Source organism: Proteus sp. G2674 (assembly GCF_009915195.1).
Classification (GTDB): Bacteria; Pseudomonadota; Gammaproteobacteria; order Enterobacterales; family Enterobacteriaceae; genus Proteus; species Proteus mirabilis.
On the sequence record NZ_JAABLS010000043.1, the window covers coordinates 1 to 14,302 of the forward strand.

General features: G+C 38.4%; 25 protein-coding genes. 13 read left to right on the forward strand and 12 right to left on the reverse strand.

The genetic code is table 11. The features are described from left to right. Positions 1-128: 128 nt before the first annotated feature. From GWI58_RS17230 to GWI58_RS17270, 10 genes are all read right to left on the reverse strand, one after another. Positions 129-650 (reverse strand): YagU family protein, encoded by a 522-nt coding sequence (locus tag GWI58_RS17230; protein WP_004247148.1) that lies wholly within the window; start codon positions 648-650, stop codon positions 129-131. A gap of 310 nt (positions 651-960) precedes the next feature. Next, the gene (locus GWI58_RS17235; RefSeq protein WP_036976678.1) at positions 961-1,593 is read right to left on the reverse strand and encodes a bacteriophage antitermination protein Q; all 633 of its coding nucleotides are present in this window, start codon (positions 1,591-1,593) and stop codon (positions 961-963) included. After that, positions 1,593-1,949 carry a RusA family crossover junction endodeoxyribonuclease gene (locus GWI58_RS17240; protein ID WP_004245983.1) on the reverse strand — a complete coding sequence of 119 codons (357 nt, stop codon included), beginning with the start codon at positions 1,947-1,949 and terminating at the stop codon, positions 1,593-1,595. The genes GWI58_RS17235 and GWI58_RS17240 overlap by 1 nt, the downstream gene beginning before the upstream one ends. Beyond that, complete coding sequence (locus tag GWI58_RS17245; RefSeq protein ID WP_004245984.1) at positions 1,946-2,236, reverse strand: DUF1364 domain-containing protein; 291 nt, start codon at positions 2,234-2,236, stop codon at positions 1,946-1,948. Before GWI58_RS17245 ends, GWI58_RS17240 begins: the two co-directional genes overlap by 4 nt. 78 nt (positions 2,237-2,314) lie before the next feature. After that, a complete protein-coding gene (locus GWI58_RS17250) occupies positions 2,315-2,764 on the reverse strand; it encodes a YbcN family protein (RefSeq protein ID WP_012367619.1) in 450 nt (149 codons plus the stop codon). 25 nt (positions 2,765-2,789) lie between these two features. After that, entirely contained in the window at positions 2,790-4,175 is a 1,386-nt protein-coding gene (locus GWI58_RS17255; protein ID WP_012367618.1) for a replicative DNA helicase, read from the reverse strand. Beyond that, the gene (locus GWI58_RS17260; RefSeq protein ID WP_012367617.1) at positions 4,175-4,942 is read right to left on the reverse strand and encodes a helix-turn-helix domain-containing protein; all 768 of its coding nucleotides are present in this window, start codon (positions 4,940-4,942) and stop codon (positions 4,175-4,177) included. The genes GWI58_RS17255 and GWI58_RS17260 overlap by 1 nt, the downstream gene beginning before the upstream one ends. Next, positions 4,939-5,112, reverse strand: coding sequence for a hypothetical protein (locus GWI58_RS17785; protein WP_004247479.1), 174 nt, complete (start codon positions 5,110-5,112; stop codon positions 4,939-4,941). The genes GWI58_RS17260 and GWI58_RS17785 overlap by 4 nt, the downstream gene beginning before the upstream one ends. 95 nt (positions 5,113-5,207) lie before the next feature. Further along, a complete protein-coding gene (locus GWI58_RS17265) occupies positions 5,208-5,555 on the reverse strand; it encodes a hypothetical protein (protein WP_004247478.1) in 348 nt (115 codons plus the stop codon). Positions 5,556-5,700: 145 nt separating this feature from the next. After that, complete coding sequence (locus tag GWI58_RS17270; protein ID WP_004247477.1) at positions 5,701-5,910, reverse strand: helix-turn-helix transcriptional regulator; 210 nt, start codon at positions 5,908-5,910, stop codon at positions 5,701-5,703. A 105-nt stretch (positions 5,911-6,015) separates the two neighbouring features. Here GWI58_RS17270 and GWI58_RS17275 point away from each other — a divergent pair, with 105 nt between their 5' ends. The 6 genes from GWI58_RS17275 to GWI58_RS17300 all read left to right on the forward strand — a co-directional run bounded on the left by GWI58_RS17275 (position 6,016) and on the right by GWI58_RS17300 (position 9,728). Continuing rightward, on the forward strand, positions 6,016-6,660 hold the full coding sequence (locus tag GWI58_RS17275) for a LexA family protein (protein ID WP_004247476.1): 645 nt from the start codon (positions 6,016-6,018) through the stop codon (positions 6,658-6,660). Positions 6,661-6,668: 8 nt separating this feature from the next. After that, positions 6,669-7,010: a DUF3024 domain-containing protein gene (locus GWI58_RS17280; RefSeq protein ID WP_004245991.1), complete on the forward strand. Its 342-nt coding sequence runs from the start codon at positions 6,669-6,671 to the stop codon at positions 7,008-7,010. A gap of 125 nt (positions 7,011-7,135) precedes the next feature. After that, the gene (locus tag GWI58_RS17285; protein WP_004247475.1) at positions 7,136-8,260 is read left to right on the forward strand and encodes an ImmA/IrrE family metallo-endopeptidase; all 1,125 of its coding nucleotides are present in this window, start codon (positions 7,136-7,138) and stop codon (positions 8,258-8,260) included. Next, complete coding sequence (locus tag GWI58_RS17290; RefSeq protein WP_004247474.1) at positions 8,257-8,766, forward strand: DUF4411 family protein; 510 nt, start codon at positions 8,257-8,259, stop codon at positions 8,764-8,766. The genes GWI58_RS17285 and GWI58_RS17290 overlap by 4 nt, the downstream gene beginning before the upstream one ends. Before the next feature lie 420 nt (positions 8,767-9,186). Continuing rightward, positions 9,187-9,504 (forward strand): transcriptional antitermination N peptide, encoded by a 318-nt coding sequence (locus GWI58_RS17295; RefSeq protein ID WP_036976676.1) that lies wholly within the window; start codon positions 9,187-9,189, stop codon positions 9,502-9,504. Positions 9,505-9,512: 8 nt separating this feature from the next. After that, entirely contained in the window at positions 9,513-9,728 is a 216-nt protein-coding gene (locus tag GWI58_RS17300) for a hypothetical protein (protein WP_036976675.1), read from the forward strand. Here the strand turns inward: GWI58_RS17300 and GWI58_RS17305 are convergent. Further along, a complete protein-coding gene (locus tag GWI58_RS17305) occupies positions 9,725-9,940 on the reverse strand; it encodes a hypothetical protein (protein ID WP_049254977.1) in 216 nt (71 codons plus the stop codon). The two genes, GWI58_RS17300 and GWI58_RS17305, sit on opposite strands and share 4 nt — an antisense overlap. Before the next feature lie 348 nt (positions 9,941-10,288). On the opposite strand from GWI58_RS17305, the gene GWI58_RS17310 reads away from it, so the two are divergent. The 7 genes from GWI58_RS17310 (at position 10,289) to GWI58_RS17340 (ending at position 13,588) form a co-directional block, all read left to right on the forward strand. After that, positions 10,289-10,471 carry a host cell division inhibitory peptide Kil gene (locus GWI58_RS17310; RefSeq protein WP_036976674.1) on the forward strand — a complete coding sequence of 61 codons (183 nt, stop codon included), beginning with the start codon at positions 10,289-10,291 and terminating at the stop codon, positions 10,469-10,471. Between the two features lie 127 nt (positions 10,472-10,598). Further along, on the forward strand, positions 10,599-10,850 hold the full coding sequence (locus tag GWI58_RS17315; RefSeq protein ID WP_036976673.1) for a hypothetical protein: 252 nt from the start codon (positions 10,599-10,601) through the stop codon (positions 10,848-10,850). After that, positions 10,847-11,731 carry a RecT family recombinase gene (locus GWI58_RS17320; protein WP_036976671.1) on the forward strand — a complete coding sequence of 295 codons (885 nt, stop codon included), beginning with the start codon at positions 10,847-10,849 and terminating at the stop codon, positions 11,729-11,731. Before GWI58_RS17315 ends, GWI58_RS17320 begins: the two co-directional genes overlap by 4 nt. Further along, complete coding sequence (locus GWI58_RS17325; protein ID WP_080047825.1) at positions 11,728-12,426, forward strand: lambda exonuclease family protein; 699 nt, start codon at positions 11,728-11,730, stop codon at positions 12,424-12,426. The genes GWI58_RS17320 and GWI58_RS17325 overlap by 4 nt, the downstream gene beginning before the upstream one ends. Next, positions 12,416-12,844 (forward strand): single-stranded DNA-binding protein, encoded by a 429-nt coding sequence (locus tag GWI58_RS17330; RefSeq protein ID WP_036976670.1) that lies wholly within the window; start codon positions 12,416-12,418, stop codon positions 12,842-12,844. The genes GWI58_RS17325 and GWI58_RS17330 overlap by 11 nt, the downstream gene beginning before the upstream one ends. 67 nt (positions 12,845-12,911) lie before the next feature. After that, positions 12,912-13,091: a hypothetical protein gene (locus GWI58_RS17335; protein WP_036976668.1), complete on the forward strand. Its 180-nt coding sequence runs from the start codon at positions 12,912-12,914 to the stop codon at positions 13,089-13,091. Positions 13,092-13,129: 38 nt separating this feature from the next. Beyond that, positions 13,130-13,588, forward strand: coding sequence for an ASCH domain-containing protein (locus tag GWI58_RS17340; protein ID WP_036976666.1), 459 nt, complete (start codon positions 13,130-13,132; stop codon positions 13,586-13,588). Between the two features lie 153 nt (positions 13,589-13,741). Here GWI58_RS17340 and GWI58_RS17955 read toward each other — a convergent pair whose 3' ends face one another. Beyond that, positions 13,742-13,873, reverse strand: coding sequence for a hypothetical protein (locus GWI58_RS17955; protein WP_259679287.1), 132 nt, complete (start codon positions 13,871-13,873; stop codon positions 13,742-13,744). Positions 13,874-14,302 lie beyond the last annotated feature (429 nt).

The window sequence follows — 14,302 nt, forward strand, 5'->3', positions numbered from 1 at the left end:
TGCCGACTCACAGCTCTTGTGTGAACGTGATAACGAGGGTGATTGATTCTGTGGTCGGCATATACGAAAAAAGACCGCCTAAGCGATCTTTAAGAAATTTATAACAGATTAAGGTTGAACTTCCTTATCTACTCAGCATCATTTTCTTTAGTTAAACAATAACGCAAATTTTGTCTAATCGCTTCAATTGACCAGATCCAAAAAGCGGTTCCAACAAACTCAGAAATTAATGCTTGATAACCTGCTGTCCAAAGCCAGCCAGACAATCCTAGTAGAGGTACGACTAAACCATGAGCAAAAACAGAAACGCCAATACCAAAACAAATACCGTGTAATAATTTAACCTTTGGCAAGAATTCAGCAATAACACAATATGTCACAGCGATAACTATTGAGAATAATATATGAACACCATTACCGCCCCAATTAATACTATATCCCATCCAATGATAAGTCATAGTATCTATATTTAATCCAAGCTTTTCGAGTAAGACGACTGGCGGGGGTGTCGTTTCAAGTGTTCTCGGGGGAATTAGGTCTTCAAAACCAGATTTAACTAAAGCTGAAAAGATACCCGCTATAATACCAACATATATTGCTATACCAATATGCCTAGAACTTTTTTTCGTTAACTTAAACAAATCAATCATTATATATACTCGCTCTATAAATTGAATATTATGAGTATAGTAGAGATAAGAATACCTGTTTATTATTTTAATTATTAGTTAAACACTGCAGGTTTATTCTTATAGGATAACAATAAATTTCATCTTGAATATAAACAAACAATCAATGAAAACGAAAAACTTCCAACAAATTTTTTAATTAATAATTATAAATATATTTTAAAAAAAACAAAACCCCGCCGAAGCGAGGTTTGAAATACTTACATTTATAATATTATATAAATATTGCATTTAATTTATAGAAAAAAACGGAGTTTTGCAACTTTTTTAATCAGCTTAAAGCGCTAATTTTGAATAGCGAATCTCTATCTAATTGATAGCAACAATCTAATAAACAAATCCAATACAGTTTATAGCTCTTTCGCCAAGCATCAGCACTGACGCCCAACAATTCAGCGAGCTTAACATCCGTATATTTTTTTGCTGTTTGATTAATTTCTGCTTTTACCGCCTGAATGGCTAGTAAGGTAATAGATTGAAGTCGTTGCTTAACTTTTTTCGTTATCCTTTTTTTACTATTTAATCGCTGAAACTCATGCCAAATATAGGGAACAATGAGTATTTGCTCACGATAATATTGATAATCACCATAGCAATAGAGTAACCATAAGCGCATTTCGTTAGGCAATTGATGAATACCTCTGCGCCATGATGAAGTGCGATAAGTAACTTCATTAATTAATGGTTTTGATTTTCCTTTGGCATGTTTTTGCTTAATTTTGAGTGGATGTGAGGGGAGTCTGTATCGAGACTTTCTTTCACCCGCATAGCGTATTGGGTTTCTTTTAAACCTATCGGTTACAAGTATTGCTTGTTCCTCCATGGCACTTAACGGCCCATTTTCTATAATACAAACATTCATCAACGCTGTACTTACTCGCTCGCGTATCCACTCAATATTCACTATCGCACCTCTTGGATAATTATCTGCCCCCTTTTTCCCCACACTTTTGTTACCCGCCCATCCCATACACGTGAATCATCGTCAAAAATAGCATCAAGTAATGCTTTTTCGAGATTATCTTTATCCGGTTTTTGTTGATGGGGTTTACCGTTCATTTCGGAGCGTTTAGTTTTACTCCAACTCTTCGGCATGGGTAGAATGAATGTAATGTGGTAATGTGATTCAGGTAGGGTGATTTTGTTTAACTTTACTTCGTCCTTAAACGCAAAATACTTTAAAACTGGGGGACGTTTTTTCCATTTATCAGCCTGAGTCATCCTTGGTTTAGGTACTGGTTCGATATTAAAGACCTTCACACGTTCAACTTCCCTTCTTGGATCAATATGGCTTGCGTTCTCAAAACACCTTCTAGATGACATTGTTTTGCATACTCCATATCCGTAAATCGTGTTCGTCTATCAACTTCATCGTGACATGCACTACAAGCCCAAGCGCCAAATAAGTCATGCGATTTTATTCCGACGCCACAAAGACCTGACATTCTGTAATGGGCTAAAACAACCGTTTCAGAGTTACCATTACAAACTGAAGGTATTCTAATCTGACATTCACGCCCTTTTGCCTCATTGCGTAAATTCATCATGAGCCTCCTGATTACTATTTTTTATCACTTTAAAATAAAAACGATCATGTTATTAACTGAAATAATCATCACTATTTCCTATTCTTCTTGCTTTCTTTTCAAACTCATATATTCAGAGTTACGAGGAATGATGATCGGAATTCCCTTCTCAATGCACCATTGTTCATGTTTCTCCATCATGTAAAGCATCCTTGCTTTATCCATCTTGCTGGTTTCTTCACGCTCACCGTTTTCATTGCGCCCTAACCAGTGTCCAACGAAATATTCATGCGTTTCCTCATTAGTAATGGGCTTTGATAAAACGATTTCACCGACACCATTTTTAATATCGATAACAACGCCACGTGCACGTAACCACTCGCCTGTGGTTTCCATCCACATACGCCATGTTTTATTCATGGGTATGGTTCTTAAATCACGCCACTCGGTGATTTTGATGCGATAGCGTTTACCTGTTGTCACGATTTCGGAGAGCACTTTGAAAATACTGTTGAGATTGGATTTATGGAGACAGATATCATCTGTCACGAGGTCTCCTTTTTACTTTCATGAGTTAAAACGATTTTTCACAATACCTTTTAGGCTCTCGTTTCGGTTGAGCGCGATAAGCAGCCATATATTGATCAACTGGTGTAATACTCAATCCTTGTTGGTCAACATACACCGTGCCTGTTTTACCGTGCCGATTGAGCCTTAAAATCATCTCGGTCAGCGTTTCATCTGCATTATCGTGGTACACCGCATCACGATAAATGCCTAACCAATAATCACAATCTTGCTCGATTTGTCCTGTGTCTCTTGAATCACTTGGTACGGGGCGTTTATCAGCTCTGTTTTCCAATCCTCGATTCAGTTGTACAAGCAACACAACCACCGTATTGAGCTCTTTTGCTAATATTTTTAGCCCCTTAGTGATTTCACCATAGGCAATGTCATTACGGTCAGCTTTTCCCGCTTGCATCAGCGTGAGGTAATCGACACCAATGAACCCAATATCACCGACTTTGCGTTTAATTTTCCGACTTTCAGAGCGAATATGCTGTAAGGACATACCTGGTGTATCATCCACCCAAATATTGGGCTCATCTTTAAGGCGACCGATGGCATTGCAAAGCCTATCCCATTCATGCTCTTCTAACTTTTGGTAAAATTTATCTGAATTAATCTGGGTTTGTTGGGCTAGTGTCCGTTCAACAAGCTGTTTATCCGTCATTTCCATGCTGAACAGTAATACAGGCTTACCTTGTTGTGAGACATTTTTTGCCATTTCAGTGAGAACGGTTGTTTTTCCCATCTTTGGACGAGCACCAATCACGAACAGTGAGCCTATGACAATCTGTTTCGGGCTTAATAGACGGTCAAAATCTTTAAATCCCGTTTTTAATCCTCGATGTTTCTCTGGGTTATCTTGTCGATCACAAATGTCGGTAAAAACATCATCCAGCACATCATCAATTCGGCGTAACCCTGTTTTTCTCCCCATTTTTCCAAACGAAGTAGCTTCATCAAGCAAGCGTTGTGCTTGTTCAATTTTATCTGTAAAACCTAACTCACTTGGCGCCATCATGAGCTTTTGAATTTCAACCGTCTTTTCGATAACAAAACGCTGTGCGGAACACTCTCGGATTTTTTTCGCATAAGCCATAATGTTAGCAATACTCGGTGTTTCTCTTGCCATCTCAGCAAGATAGGCAAAACCACCTGATTGATTAATTCGGCCTTTTGACTCCAGACAATCCGTCACCGTCATGATGTCTATTGGCATACGTTGGGTATACATTTCTCGCAGGGTGAGATAAATAATTTGATGGTGTCGGGCATAAAAATCTTCAGGTTTTAGCAGTGAAAAAATTGATTGCGCATTATCACTTTGCGGGTCAAGCAGTAGTCCTCCAATAACATTTTGTTCCGCCATTAAATTATTCGGAACTTGGTTCATCACAGTGCTCCTTCCCTTGTTTTGAGTACCGTTTCAGGTCTGAGTAAATAATCAAAATTCGCTCGCCAACCCCGATTATTTTCGCCAAAATACCAAGCACTCGCCGTTTCCATAAAATAATCAAAATAATTTTTAGCTGATTCAACTGTGGGTTCTTTGAGCTCTTTCAGGAATTTGGATATTGCTCGTTTGCGTTTGTCATTCAGTGATTCGGCATTGGGTAATCTATCCCCTACCGATTCGTTGAAGGCTTGCATGATTTCCTGATAAGGAATTTTAGCTTGTCGATTAATTGAAATCTGCTTTGCAGGTTTCGAGTCGTCAGACGATAGTTTTTTAAGGTTAATTGACTGGTTAAAAGACTGACTGGTTCTGGGTAAAAATTTTTGACTACCCCCTAGTCCAACCGTTTGACTACCGTGGTCAAATTCTTTGACTACCTCTGGTACAGAATTTTGACTAGGTGGTACTGTATTTTGACTACCGTCATCAAGAGATTTAGCCTCCAAATCCAGAATATATAAATTGGAAGTATGCACCTTATCAGTTTTTCGCGTAACTTTACGAACAAACCCTTTTTTACATAAACTTTTAATGTGGTTTATCGCACTTTGACGGCTAATTTCGCAATGACGTGCAATAGTTTCATAAGAAGGAAAACACTCACCTTTATCATTGGCATTATCAGCAAGTTTCAGTAGCACCATTTTTTGTGCTGTACTCCCCACCTGTAATTGCATGGCTTTTGCCATGAGAAGCATACTCATTTTCGCTCTCCTAATAACTTATCCCGATGTGCTTTCCTTAATTTTGCGTCTTTCAATGCTTCCTTTAAACGCTGACAACCCAGTGGGGTTATTTCTTGTAACAACCTATTTTCCATGATGTTTTTATGCTCATCACAGCCATTAAATTCATGATTTATTCTTTGTCTCATGGTATAATTTCTCCATTCCAAAGCTGTATCAAAAAAGGGAAACCGAAGTTTCCCCTTGTGATAAAAACTGGATATTGATACAGTGTATTTGTACGTTAAATGGTGAATTCCATTGAACAACACGCCTCGTTTGTTGCCGCAATCGAGGCGTTTTCTTTTATTTTCATTTGAGAAAGTTCACCCATTTGTTTCCACAAAAATCGGTACTCTTCTTCTGAGATTTTTCGTTCTCCTTCCATCACAAAATCAATAATTCCCGATGCGACAAGCGTTTCGCATATTTCAGGATATTTTTCAGTTCGACGTAGGATAGTTGAATCATGAACACCTAACGTTCTAGCCACGGCAGACTGAGTTTTATTTCTCAATGCTTGTAATGCTGAAGCTATTAGGTGGTTAGAGATAAATTGATTGAATTGTTTGCGTGTATTTGCGCATTCCATTGTTTAAAGTCCTTATGAGTTAACTAAGGGACAATAATGATCCGTGACTCATTCCGTATGAGTTGATATTGGGGGAAGAGTTGTCGCTTTATCAGCGACTCCGTAGCAGTCAAGAACCCTGCGGTTGTTAAAGAACGTGGTGAAATCAAGCTACTTTTGGAGGGAAAACGTCGTCTAAAGAACAATTTGCCCCTAATTTTTGTAATGCTTCAACAATAGCTCGGCAGTCATTTAAGCTAGGAGTTCTAATGTTTAACTCATAGTTAGCAATTCGTGACTGCCCCCATCCTATTGATGAAGCTAAAACAGCTTGAGAAATTCCCAGTTTTTTTCGCTGTTCTGCGATATTGTTCATGTGTGTATCCTCCTTGTTTATTCCAATATTACACACAATATGTGATTAACTGTCAACCACAAAACGTTTAAATACATTTATCACGGTTTGTGTTAAAAGGTATACATGAAAAAAGTAAATGAAGTTATTGGCGAAAGGTTAAAATCCATTCGTGAATCAAGAGGGCTAAGTCAAGCTCAATTAGCTAAATTGTGCGGCTACTCTGCTGCGTCCAGAATAGGAAACTATGAGCTTGGAGAGCGCAAGATTAGCGCTGATGATGCGATTGTTATAAGTGAAGCTCTTGGTATATCACCTGCCGAATTAATGTTTGGCAGTCAAAGTGAGCAAGTGATCAAAAATTATGAATACCCTCTATTCACAAAGGTACAGGCCGGCGCTTTCTCAACAGAATTTAACTCATACACCCAGAAAGATGCTGTGTCGTGGATACCTACAGCTAAGAAAGCTAGTGAACGTTCTTTCTGGTTAGAAGTTGAAGGTCAATCAATGACAGCACCACCAGGAGGCAAGCCAAGCTTTCCAGAAGGAATGCTTATCTTGGTTGATCCAGAGGAAGAAGTTGAGTTCGGAGATTTTTGCGTCGCGCGTTTACTGAATGATGAATTCACATTCAAACGATTGATTAGAGATGGTGGAATTGAGTATCTAGAGCCATTAAACCCTCGCTTCGATCTGATCCCTATTAACGGGAATTGCACAATCATAGGTAAGGTAATCAAATCACAATGGCCTGACGACACGTTTTAGGAGGAAATATGGCGTTTAGTAATATTGAGATAGCAAATATTAGACGGTGTATGGAATTTTTCATGGAAAAGCGTCGCCCAGCAGAACACCTAAGGGATGAATTAGATTTACAGTATCGCATCGAGGACGACTCAGTAATTATCTTTGAAATTAGGCAACTAATATGGAGTGATGGCAGAGTAGAAGAACCTATAGCAAAAATCACACATAATAGATATTCGAATTCATGGTCTCTGCTTTGGATGGATAAAAATAGTAACTGGCACAACTACGATGAAATAATGCTAGGTAGTTTCTCTGACGCCATTAGGCTCGTTGAAGATGATGTGCGAGGTTGCTTTTTTGGGTGACGACACGTTTTAGAGTGTGGTTGGTGTGATGCACTTGGAATAATAGGTATAACCGAATTGATATTTTATTTAATCAAACACATACTTATCTTAATAACATAGCGAATAATACATCAAGGCATGCAATGGCTCAGGCATTTATAAACAATAATATACTTACATGGGCGAGATGCCGAGCATCTCTCTCTGTGGATTATATTGCTGAAAAATTCAAAAAGCCTGTCGATGCAATAATTGCTTGGGAAGAAGGTAAGGAACCAATTACTTTTGCCCAAGCTCAAAGGTATGCAAATATAACAAAAATACCATTTGGCTATTTATACCTAAATACACCTCCAGAGGAAAAACTACCTATTCCAGATAGAAGAACGGTAGGTAGCCGGAATAATGAGATAAGCGTAGCACTAAAAGACACTATTAGTGATGTGTTAATTAAACAAGACTGGTACAAAGACTACGCCTTGTCCAACGGCCTTCCTGAAGTAGAGTTGGTAGGAAAGCTTCCTCCTAATAGTAACCCCAAACAAATTGTAGCTACAATTAAAGAGCATATTGATATTCAAATTCCACCAACAAAAGGTAAGTGGAAGGATTTTTTCTCTGCATTAGTAAAAAAGATAGAATCTCAAGGGATCCTTGTGATGAGAAGCGGTGTTGTAAAAAACAATAATACAAGACCGATTAGCGTTGATGATTTTAGAGGGTTCTGTATAGCAGATAAGATAGCCCCTGTTATCTTCATTAACACTAATGATGCAAAGGCAGCTCAAATATTTACGCTGATTCATGAACTTGCTCATCTGGTTTTAGGTCAATCCGCTATATCCGATCTATCTATAAACTCCAGAGAGAAAGAGGAAATGATTTGTAATGCAGCTGCGGCAGAGTATTTAACTCCTGAAGTAATATTCTTAAAAAAATGGAACGAATCCTTATCTATTGAAGAGAACATTGATGATCTAAGAAGCATTTTCAGAGTAAGTAGTTGGGTGATAGTGCGACGAGCCTTAGACTTAAAACTAATATCCAAACATGAATATAGTCGGTACGTAAGTTTAATAAATGAGAAAAGCACCTCTAGTGGCGGTGATTATAATCGAAACCAGAAAGTTAGAAGTAGTGAGAGGCTAACTGTTGCTGTTGTGACTCAAGCATTGGAAGGAAAAATGCTTTTAAGAGAAGCTCAGAGCTTAACAGGAATACAACCTAATAAACTGTATGAATTTGCTCAGAAGGAGTTTGGGCTTTGAGCTATCTAATTGATGCAAACATATTTATTCAAGCGCAACAAGATTATTACTGCTTTGACTTATGCCCTGGATTTTGGGAGTTTATGGGGTCTAAATTCATGGACGGACAATTAATAAGCATTCGAAATGTCTTTGATGAATTACAAAAGCAGGACGATGAAATATGTACTTGGTCAAAAGGTATAATGCATTGTTTTCAAAGTGTTGATGATCAAGAAACTCAAATGAACTTTAGAGCTATAGCTAATTATGTTCAACAAGAATATGCCCCAAGACATAAAAATAGCCTACCACACATTCAAAAATTCTTATCAGTAGCAGACCCATGGATTATCGCTAAGGCAAAAACAACAAATGCCACCGTAGTTACTCACGAGGTTAGAGATAAAAACAATGGATGCAAACCTAAAATACCTGACATATGCGACTATTTTAATGTGAAAACTATCCGGACAAATGAGCTTTTAAGAGATTTTCAGGTTCAGTTTATTCTTTCACAACAGTAATTCCGTACCAGCCCTCCCCGCGAGGGCTTTTTTGTACCCTCTCCCCTCCAAAGAAGTGATCTCCATTCCAATCTTATGTGACAAACAACACATTCCGTGTTTATTTACCATTTATTTTATATTTCAAATCATCGACTTAATTTAAAAACAAATAAATAAACACATTTTGTGGTTGACATTAAAATCACAATTTGTGAATATACTATCCATCAACGGAACACAGCACGTTGATGTTCTTTAACAACGATGATGGCGAGCTGTGTATTAGCTATCAGAACGGTGACGCTGATAAAGCGTCAACCTTCTCAGAAGGTTTTGGGATTGGTGTAGAAGATGGCGTGACGTAGCCACTTTCGCATAGCGGATCATGATTAGTCACATGACTATGCCAATCACCAAAGCCAACTGTTTGGAGGATATATGGCAACTATTACAGTTAAAAAATCACGCAAGCCTGAGTTTTTACGTGGAGCATCTGCAAATAGACGTCACGCCAGACGGAAAGCAGAAGCTATTGCAAAAAAGAATATTGAGTTGAAATTAGAATCAGTATTTCCTCAGGAGAAAAGACTTACATCAGTAGAAAAAACACTGTCATTAAGTCACATACCAGTTACTAGAAGTATTGAACCTAAATACCAACCATCGGTAGATAACTGTTGCTTACCTAATGTAGCAGTATTTTCAGGAGTTAAAACAAAACAGCCGAGCAGTGGGTTCGGGGTTACGGCGAGATAGGATTAAACATGATTAACTTAAAAATGTATGAATATCTAAGAAATGACGGAGCAAGAATTTTCTTTAAGACAGAAAGTATTTCTTCAATAAAGGAAGAGACTTTGTCAGATGGGCAACCAATCACTAAATTAACTCTAAATTGCGGAACAACCATTATGGACTTAGTTCCGCTAGAAGAGTTTTTAAAAATGCATCACATAAAGATAGAGAAATTAAAGTCTTAGATTGTACTTTTTAGCAAAACCCCCATTGGAGGTGGAGTCTCTTTTTTGTATTGCTTTTCAGCCACTTCTAAACACTCAGGATAAAGCGATTCAATTTCAGCCATAAGTTGCTCAGGAGTTTTAATAGAATCCTGTTTAACGGCTAAAGCTAGCGCCATATCAAAAGCAACTCGTTTAACAGGGTTGTCATCAGAAATTACTTTAATACTCATTAGTTCAATCCTTTTCTTTGCATTGGGGTGATTAAATTATACACAAATTTCTTGCATTGGGGAATGTAAGGAACCACCTCGCCTGACGTGGTTAAAAGCAGGCACAGTTAACTAATTACAGTCCATCAAGGTGGGCTGTGGTGAGATAGCTTTTTTAGACCAATAAACCAAAGGCGATAAATCGGTCTCGCCATATTTACTAAGCACCGTTTGAATCGGAGGATTTATGTAAGCTGGCTTGCTAGCCTGAGCGCATCAGGTAATTAACCTACCGCACCAACACCAGAGAAACCAAATAACAATCGCTATCGCAAGATTAGCGCAGATTTCGCACATCCAGAGGTAAGCATGAATATTGATAAATACAAATTACGTGTAGCCCAAAGTAAAGCTGGAATTGCTTTATCTCTCACGGACGAGGACGGATGGAGCGAAGCAAACGAAACATTAAAAACAGCATACGGAGTACAGCATGAACGCAAAGCAGAAACACATAAAACATCAGATATTCGCACTATTGCGAGAGTCTGAAATGACAAATGAGCAAATCGACGACTTAGTTTTTCAATGGAAAATGAAAGTGTCTATGGAGCGCACAAACCTCATTCAGCATGAAATTAACACACGCAAGGAGCGCGCGTTTACCTAAGGAGGCTCTATGTTAACGAATACATACGGACTCAGAAACGACTGGTACGAACGCCAAATGGAACGAGAAGCGTTTGTTAATTCTCAGGAAGATAAAATATCAGTTGATGAGGTTATGGATAGCCTGCCCGAAGAACTACTGTGCATGGATTTGGCAAGGAAGTTAAATCCGGTATTTGAAATTAGCCCCCAAGCACTTGATGCAGTTTTAGATGGAATTAGAACAGCAATACAGATTGGGATAGATAAGGAGGTATTGTGAGCACGTCAATTATTGAGTTTGTGCAGCAACAAGAACCATTGTTTTGTAACGCACTGACAGATCAAACGATCACATGGGCTAAGGAAAGCCAGTTCGCAATCCAAGCGTTTCAACGAAATGATGAGCTAGCAAGAGTGGCTATGGAAAACCCCGCTAGCGCACAGAACGCCATTATTAACGTCGCAGCGATTGGGATCACATTGAATCCAGCAAGCAAACTGGCGTATTTAGTGCCAAGGAAAGGTTTTGTTTGCCTTGATATTAGCTACATGGGGCTTATGCACTTAGCTCAAGCGACTCAAGCTATCGAATGGGGTCAATGCAAGTTAGTGCATGAAAATGACGTTTATGAATCCAATGGTCTAGACACCCCACCAACCCACAAATATAACGCATTTAGTGACAGAGGTAGTGTTATTGGTGGTTATTGCACAGTGAAAACAGCAAGTGGTGACTATCTCACGGAAGAGATGAGGCTAGATGAGATAAAAGCTGTTGAAGCTACAAGTAAATCAAGAAATGGGCCATGGAAAACATGGTGGGATGAGATGGCTCGTAAAACAATCGTGAAAAGAGCAAGTAAATACTGGCCTCGTCGTGAAAGGTTAGATCAAGCCATTGATTATGTGAACACCGAGGCAGGCGAAGGCAATGATTTTGATGTGCCAGCAAATAAAGCAAAGGACATAACGCCAGCAAGTGAAGATCAATTAAAGGCTATCACGGACTTGATGCTTAAAGTTAATGGCGAGTGGAGTGATGCTTTTTTCACATTCATTAGTAAAAAATTCAACCATCAAATATCCCATCCAGAGCAATTAACCGCATTTGAAGCCAATACCATTATCGACATGCTAAGGAAAAAGGCAGAAGGGAAATGATTAGTAATGACATCATTCTAAGCAAAACAGGCATCGATTTAACCAAAATAGAGCAAGGAAGCGAAGAATGGATGTCTATCAGGCTCGGTGTTGTAACCGCCTCTGAGGCATGGAAAGTTATCTCTAAGCCAAAGTCAGGGAAAAAATGGACAGACACAAAGAAAACATATTTAAACACACTTATTGGTGAAGTCTGTACAGGAGTTTACAAGGAAGTATCAGCAAGGACGCTGGACTGGGGTAAAAACTACGAACTAGAAGCAAGGATGACATTCGAGTTTTACACCGGATTAACGGTAAAGGAAGTGCCAATAATATTTAAAGATGAGCAACTACGGATGGCTTGCTCACCAGACGGCATTTGCAGTGATGGCTCTGGATTAGAGCTTAAATGCCCTAATAACACGGACGTATTTATAGACTTGGCATTGAATGGAATCGATGCAATGAAAAAGGAATATGTGGCTCAAGTTCAATATTCCATGTGGGTTACAGGTAAGGATATCTGGCACTTTGCAAATTTTGACCCACGCATGCCGGCAGGGAAAGAAATCGCATATTTCCCTGTTGAGCGTGACGAAAAAATGATGAAAGAATTCGACGAGTTAGTACCTGAGTTCATTGAGGTAATGGATCAGGGGTTAAACAAGTTAGGCATTCAATTTGGCAATCAATGGAGTGTATATGGCAATTAACACAATAACGGCAAGTGGAAACTTAGGTAAAGATTGCGAACAGCGATGGACGCCAAATGGTAAAGCGGTTGCATCTTTTAGTTTGCCAGTGAAACAAGGTTACGGAGAGCACGAAAAAGTATCTTGGGTTATCTGTAAGATGTTTGGTTCTAAAGCTGAAAAGCTACCTGAATACTTAACCAAAGGAACAAAGGTTACGGTTACTGGTGAGTTCGTCATGGAAGAATGGACAAGCCAGAGTGGCGAGAAGAAATCAGCTCCAGTAATTGTCGTTAACCAATTGGATTTTGGCGGTAACGGTGGTAATCAGGCAGGAAGCCAGAAGTCACAGTCTCAAGGATGGGGACAACCACAGCAACCGCAAGCACAGAGTAGTCAGCCACCAATGGATTTCGATGACTCTGATATCCCGTTTTGACCACCCTACCCGTTTAACCAAAGAATATAACCATTACTCAGTGCAAGGATGCAAACAGGAGATAGATATGACAGATAAACTCAAAGAAGAAAATGAAAAGTTGAAAGAAGTGCTTTTTGCTGGCGCTTTCTTAATGGCTAAAGCGGTTCATAAATATGATTTCGGCGTTGGAATGGAAGAGCAAGCCACCGACTTTATGAAGGACGCAGAGGAACTTACAGGTAATAAGCTACCAAAGTTCGCATGATAATTTAACTCGCAGGGATGTAATGAAGAGGAATGAATATGAAAGACAGAATCAAGTTTAACGATGTAATGCTAAAGGCTGTCATAGATGGCAGAAAAACGCAGACACGCAGGCCGATTAAACCACAACCAAAAGTAACCGAAGATGGGTTACGCTATCTTAGCGCATGGCAAGGTGGTTACACACTATCAGAGCAAGTATGCGCAGCATGGCGGCATGGATTTGTTGATGTTGATTGCCCGTATGGTGAGATTGGCGACATTATCAACATTGCAAACAAGGACGGTAATATCAAAGGGAAAATTGAAATTACTGATATTTGGTTGCAGCAAGTAAATGATATCAGCGAAAGCGATGCCAAAGCCGAAGGACTCGATAGGAAATTGAACTCATGCACGTCTGAATTCGCCGCTGTATGGATTAGCATATACGGAATTGATAGCTGGATGAATAAAGATTGGGTATGGGTTATTGAGTTTCACTATATAAAAAAGTAAAGTCATGACAACGTAATCCTGAAAAATATTTATCAATATCATGGAAAATAAACATATAAAATCTTATCGAAAACTATTTTCACATACGCCTTATATGCGAAAAAAGATCGACCTACTTGCCGATGAAAATTATAGAAACAAGGAGTACAATTTTTATTTTATATCATCAGCATCCTTATCAATAATTTCAGCAACTTTTTTTATAGGAATGCTAAGTTTTAATTTTAAATCGGCTGGAGTAATTGAGTTAATAGAAATATATTTATCAATATTTTCATTTTCCATGTCTCTTTCATTAAATTCATTTTTTCTTTTCTCATTATTTATATCATCTAGTAATGAGCTTGATAAAGTAGAAACAATAATAATTTTCAAGTATAGAATTTTTGGTATGTTTAAATTTCTATCATTTACATTTCCGTTTATTGGAATGTTTTTTCTAATATCATATTTCAGTTTTTTAATTGCCTTTTTCTCATTGATAAGTTTTTTTGTTATGAATTATTGTTATGATAAATTAACAAAGAAGGCAAAAAGAAGAGCTAATGAAATTTAAAAATCATCACCCTGCACTAGCAGGGTTTTTTATACCTAAAATTCAGAGTAACAATTCATGCAAATAATTGAATATGTATTACTCATGCTAATACAGGGTTCTACTGTACCTGTAACGGAAGATATATACACGCAATCGGAATACAATAAACGTGCTGA

Coding starts and splice junctions, on each gene's coding strand:
- GWI58_RS17230 (WP_004247148.1), bottom strand. CDS start 650: ATGATTGATTTGTTTAAGTTAACGAAAAAAAGTTCTAGGCATATTGGT.
- GWI58_RS17245 (WP_004245984.1), bottom strand. CDS start 2,236: ATGATGAATTTACGCAATGAGGCAAAAGGGCGTGAATGTCAGATTAGA.
- GWI58_RS17255 (WP_012367618.1), bottom strand. CDS start 4,175: ATGAACCAAGTTCCGAATAATTTAATGGCGGAACAAAATGTTATTGGA.
- GWI58_RS17260 (WP_012367617.1), bottom strand. CDS start 4,942: ATGAGTATGCTTCTCATGGCAAAAGCCATGCAATTACAGGTGGGGAGT.
- GWI58_RS17785 (WP_004247479.1), bottom strand. CDS start 5,112: ATGAGACAAAGAATAAATCATGAATTTAATGGCTGTGATGAGCATAAA.
- GWI58_RS17265 (WP_004247478.1), bottom strand. CDS start 5,555: ATGGAATGCGCAAATACACGCAAACAATTCAATCAATTTATCTCTAAC.
- GWI58_RS17270 (WP_004247477.1), bottom strand. CDS start 5,910: ATGAACAATATCGCAGAACAGCGAAAAAAACTGGGAATTTCTCAAGCT.
- GWI58_RS17275 (WP_004247476.1), top strand. CDS start 6,016: ATGAAAAAAGTAAATGAAGTTATTGGCGAAAGGTTAAAATCCATTCGT.
- GWI58_RS17280 (WP_004245991.1), top strand. CDS start 6,669: ATGGCGTTTAGTAATATTGAGATAGCAAATATTAGACGGTGTATGGAA.
- GWI58_RS17285 (WP_004247475.1), top strand. CDS start 7,136: ATGGCTCAGGCATTTATAAACAATAATATACTTACATGGGCGAGATGC.
- GWI58_RS17295 (WP_036976676.1), top strand. CDS start 9,187: ATGGCAACTATTACAGTTAAAAAATCACGCAAGCCTGAGTTTTTACGT.
- GWI58_RS17300 (WP_036976675.1), top strand. CDS start 9,513: ATGATTAACTTAAAAATGTATGAATATCTAAGAAATGACGGAGCAAGA.
- GWI58_RS17305 (WP_049254977.1), bottom strand. CDS start 9,940: ATGAGTATTAAAGTAATTTCTGATGACAACCCTGTTAAACGAGTTGCT.
- GWI58_RS17310 (WP_036976674.1), top strand. CDS start 10,289: ATGAATATTGATAAATACAAATTACGTGTAGCCCAAAGTAAAGCTGGA.
- GWI58_RS17315 (WP_036976673.1), top strand. CDS start 10,599: ATGTTAACGAATACATACGGACTCAGAAACGACTGGTACGAACGCCAA.
- GWI58_RS17325 (WP_080047825.1), top strand. CDS start 11,728: ATGATTAGTAATGACATCATTCTAAGCAAAACAGGCATCGATTTAACC.
- GWI58_RS17330 (WP_036976670.1), top strand. CDS start 12,416: ATGGCAATTAACACAATAACGGCAAGTGGAAACTTAGGTAAAGATTGC.
- GWI58_RS17335 (WP_036976668.1), top strand. CDS start 12,912: ATGACAGATAAACTCAAAGAAGAAAATGAAAAGTTGAAAGAAGTGCTT.
- GWI58_RS17340 (WP_036976666.1), top strand. CDS start 13,130: ATGAAAGACAGAATCAAGTTTAACGATGTAATGCTAAAGGCTGTCATA.
- GWI58_RS17955 (WP_259679287.1), bottom strand. CDS start 13,873: ATGGAAAATGAAAATATTGATAAATATATTTCTATTAACTCAATTACT.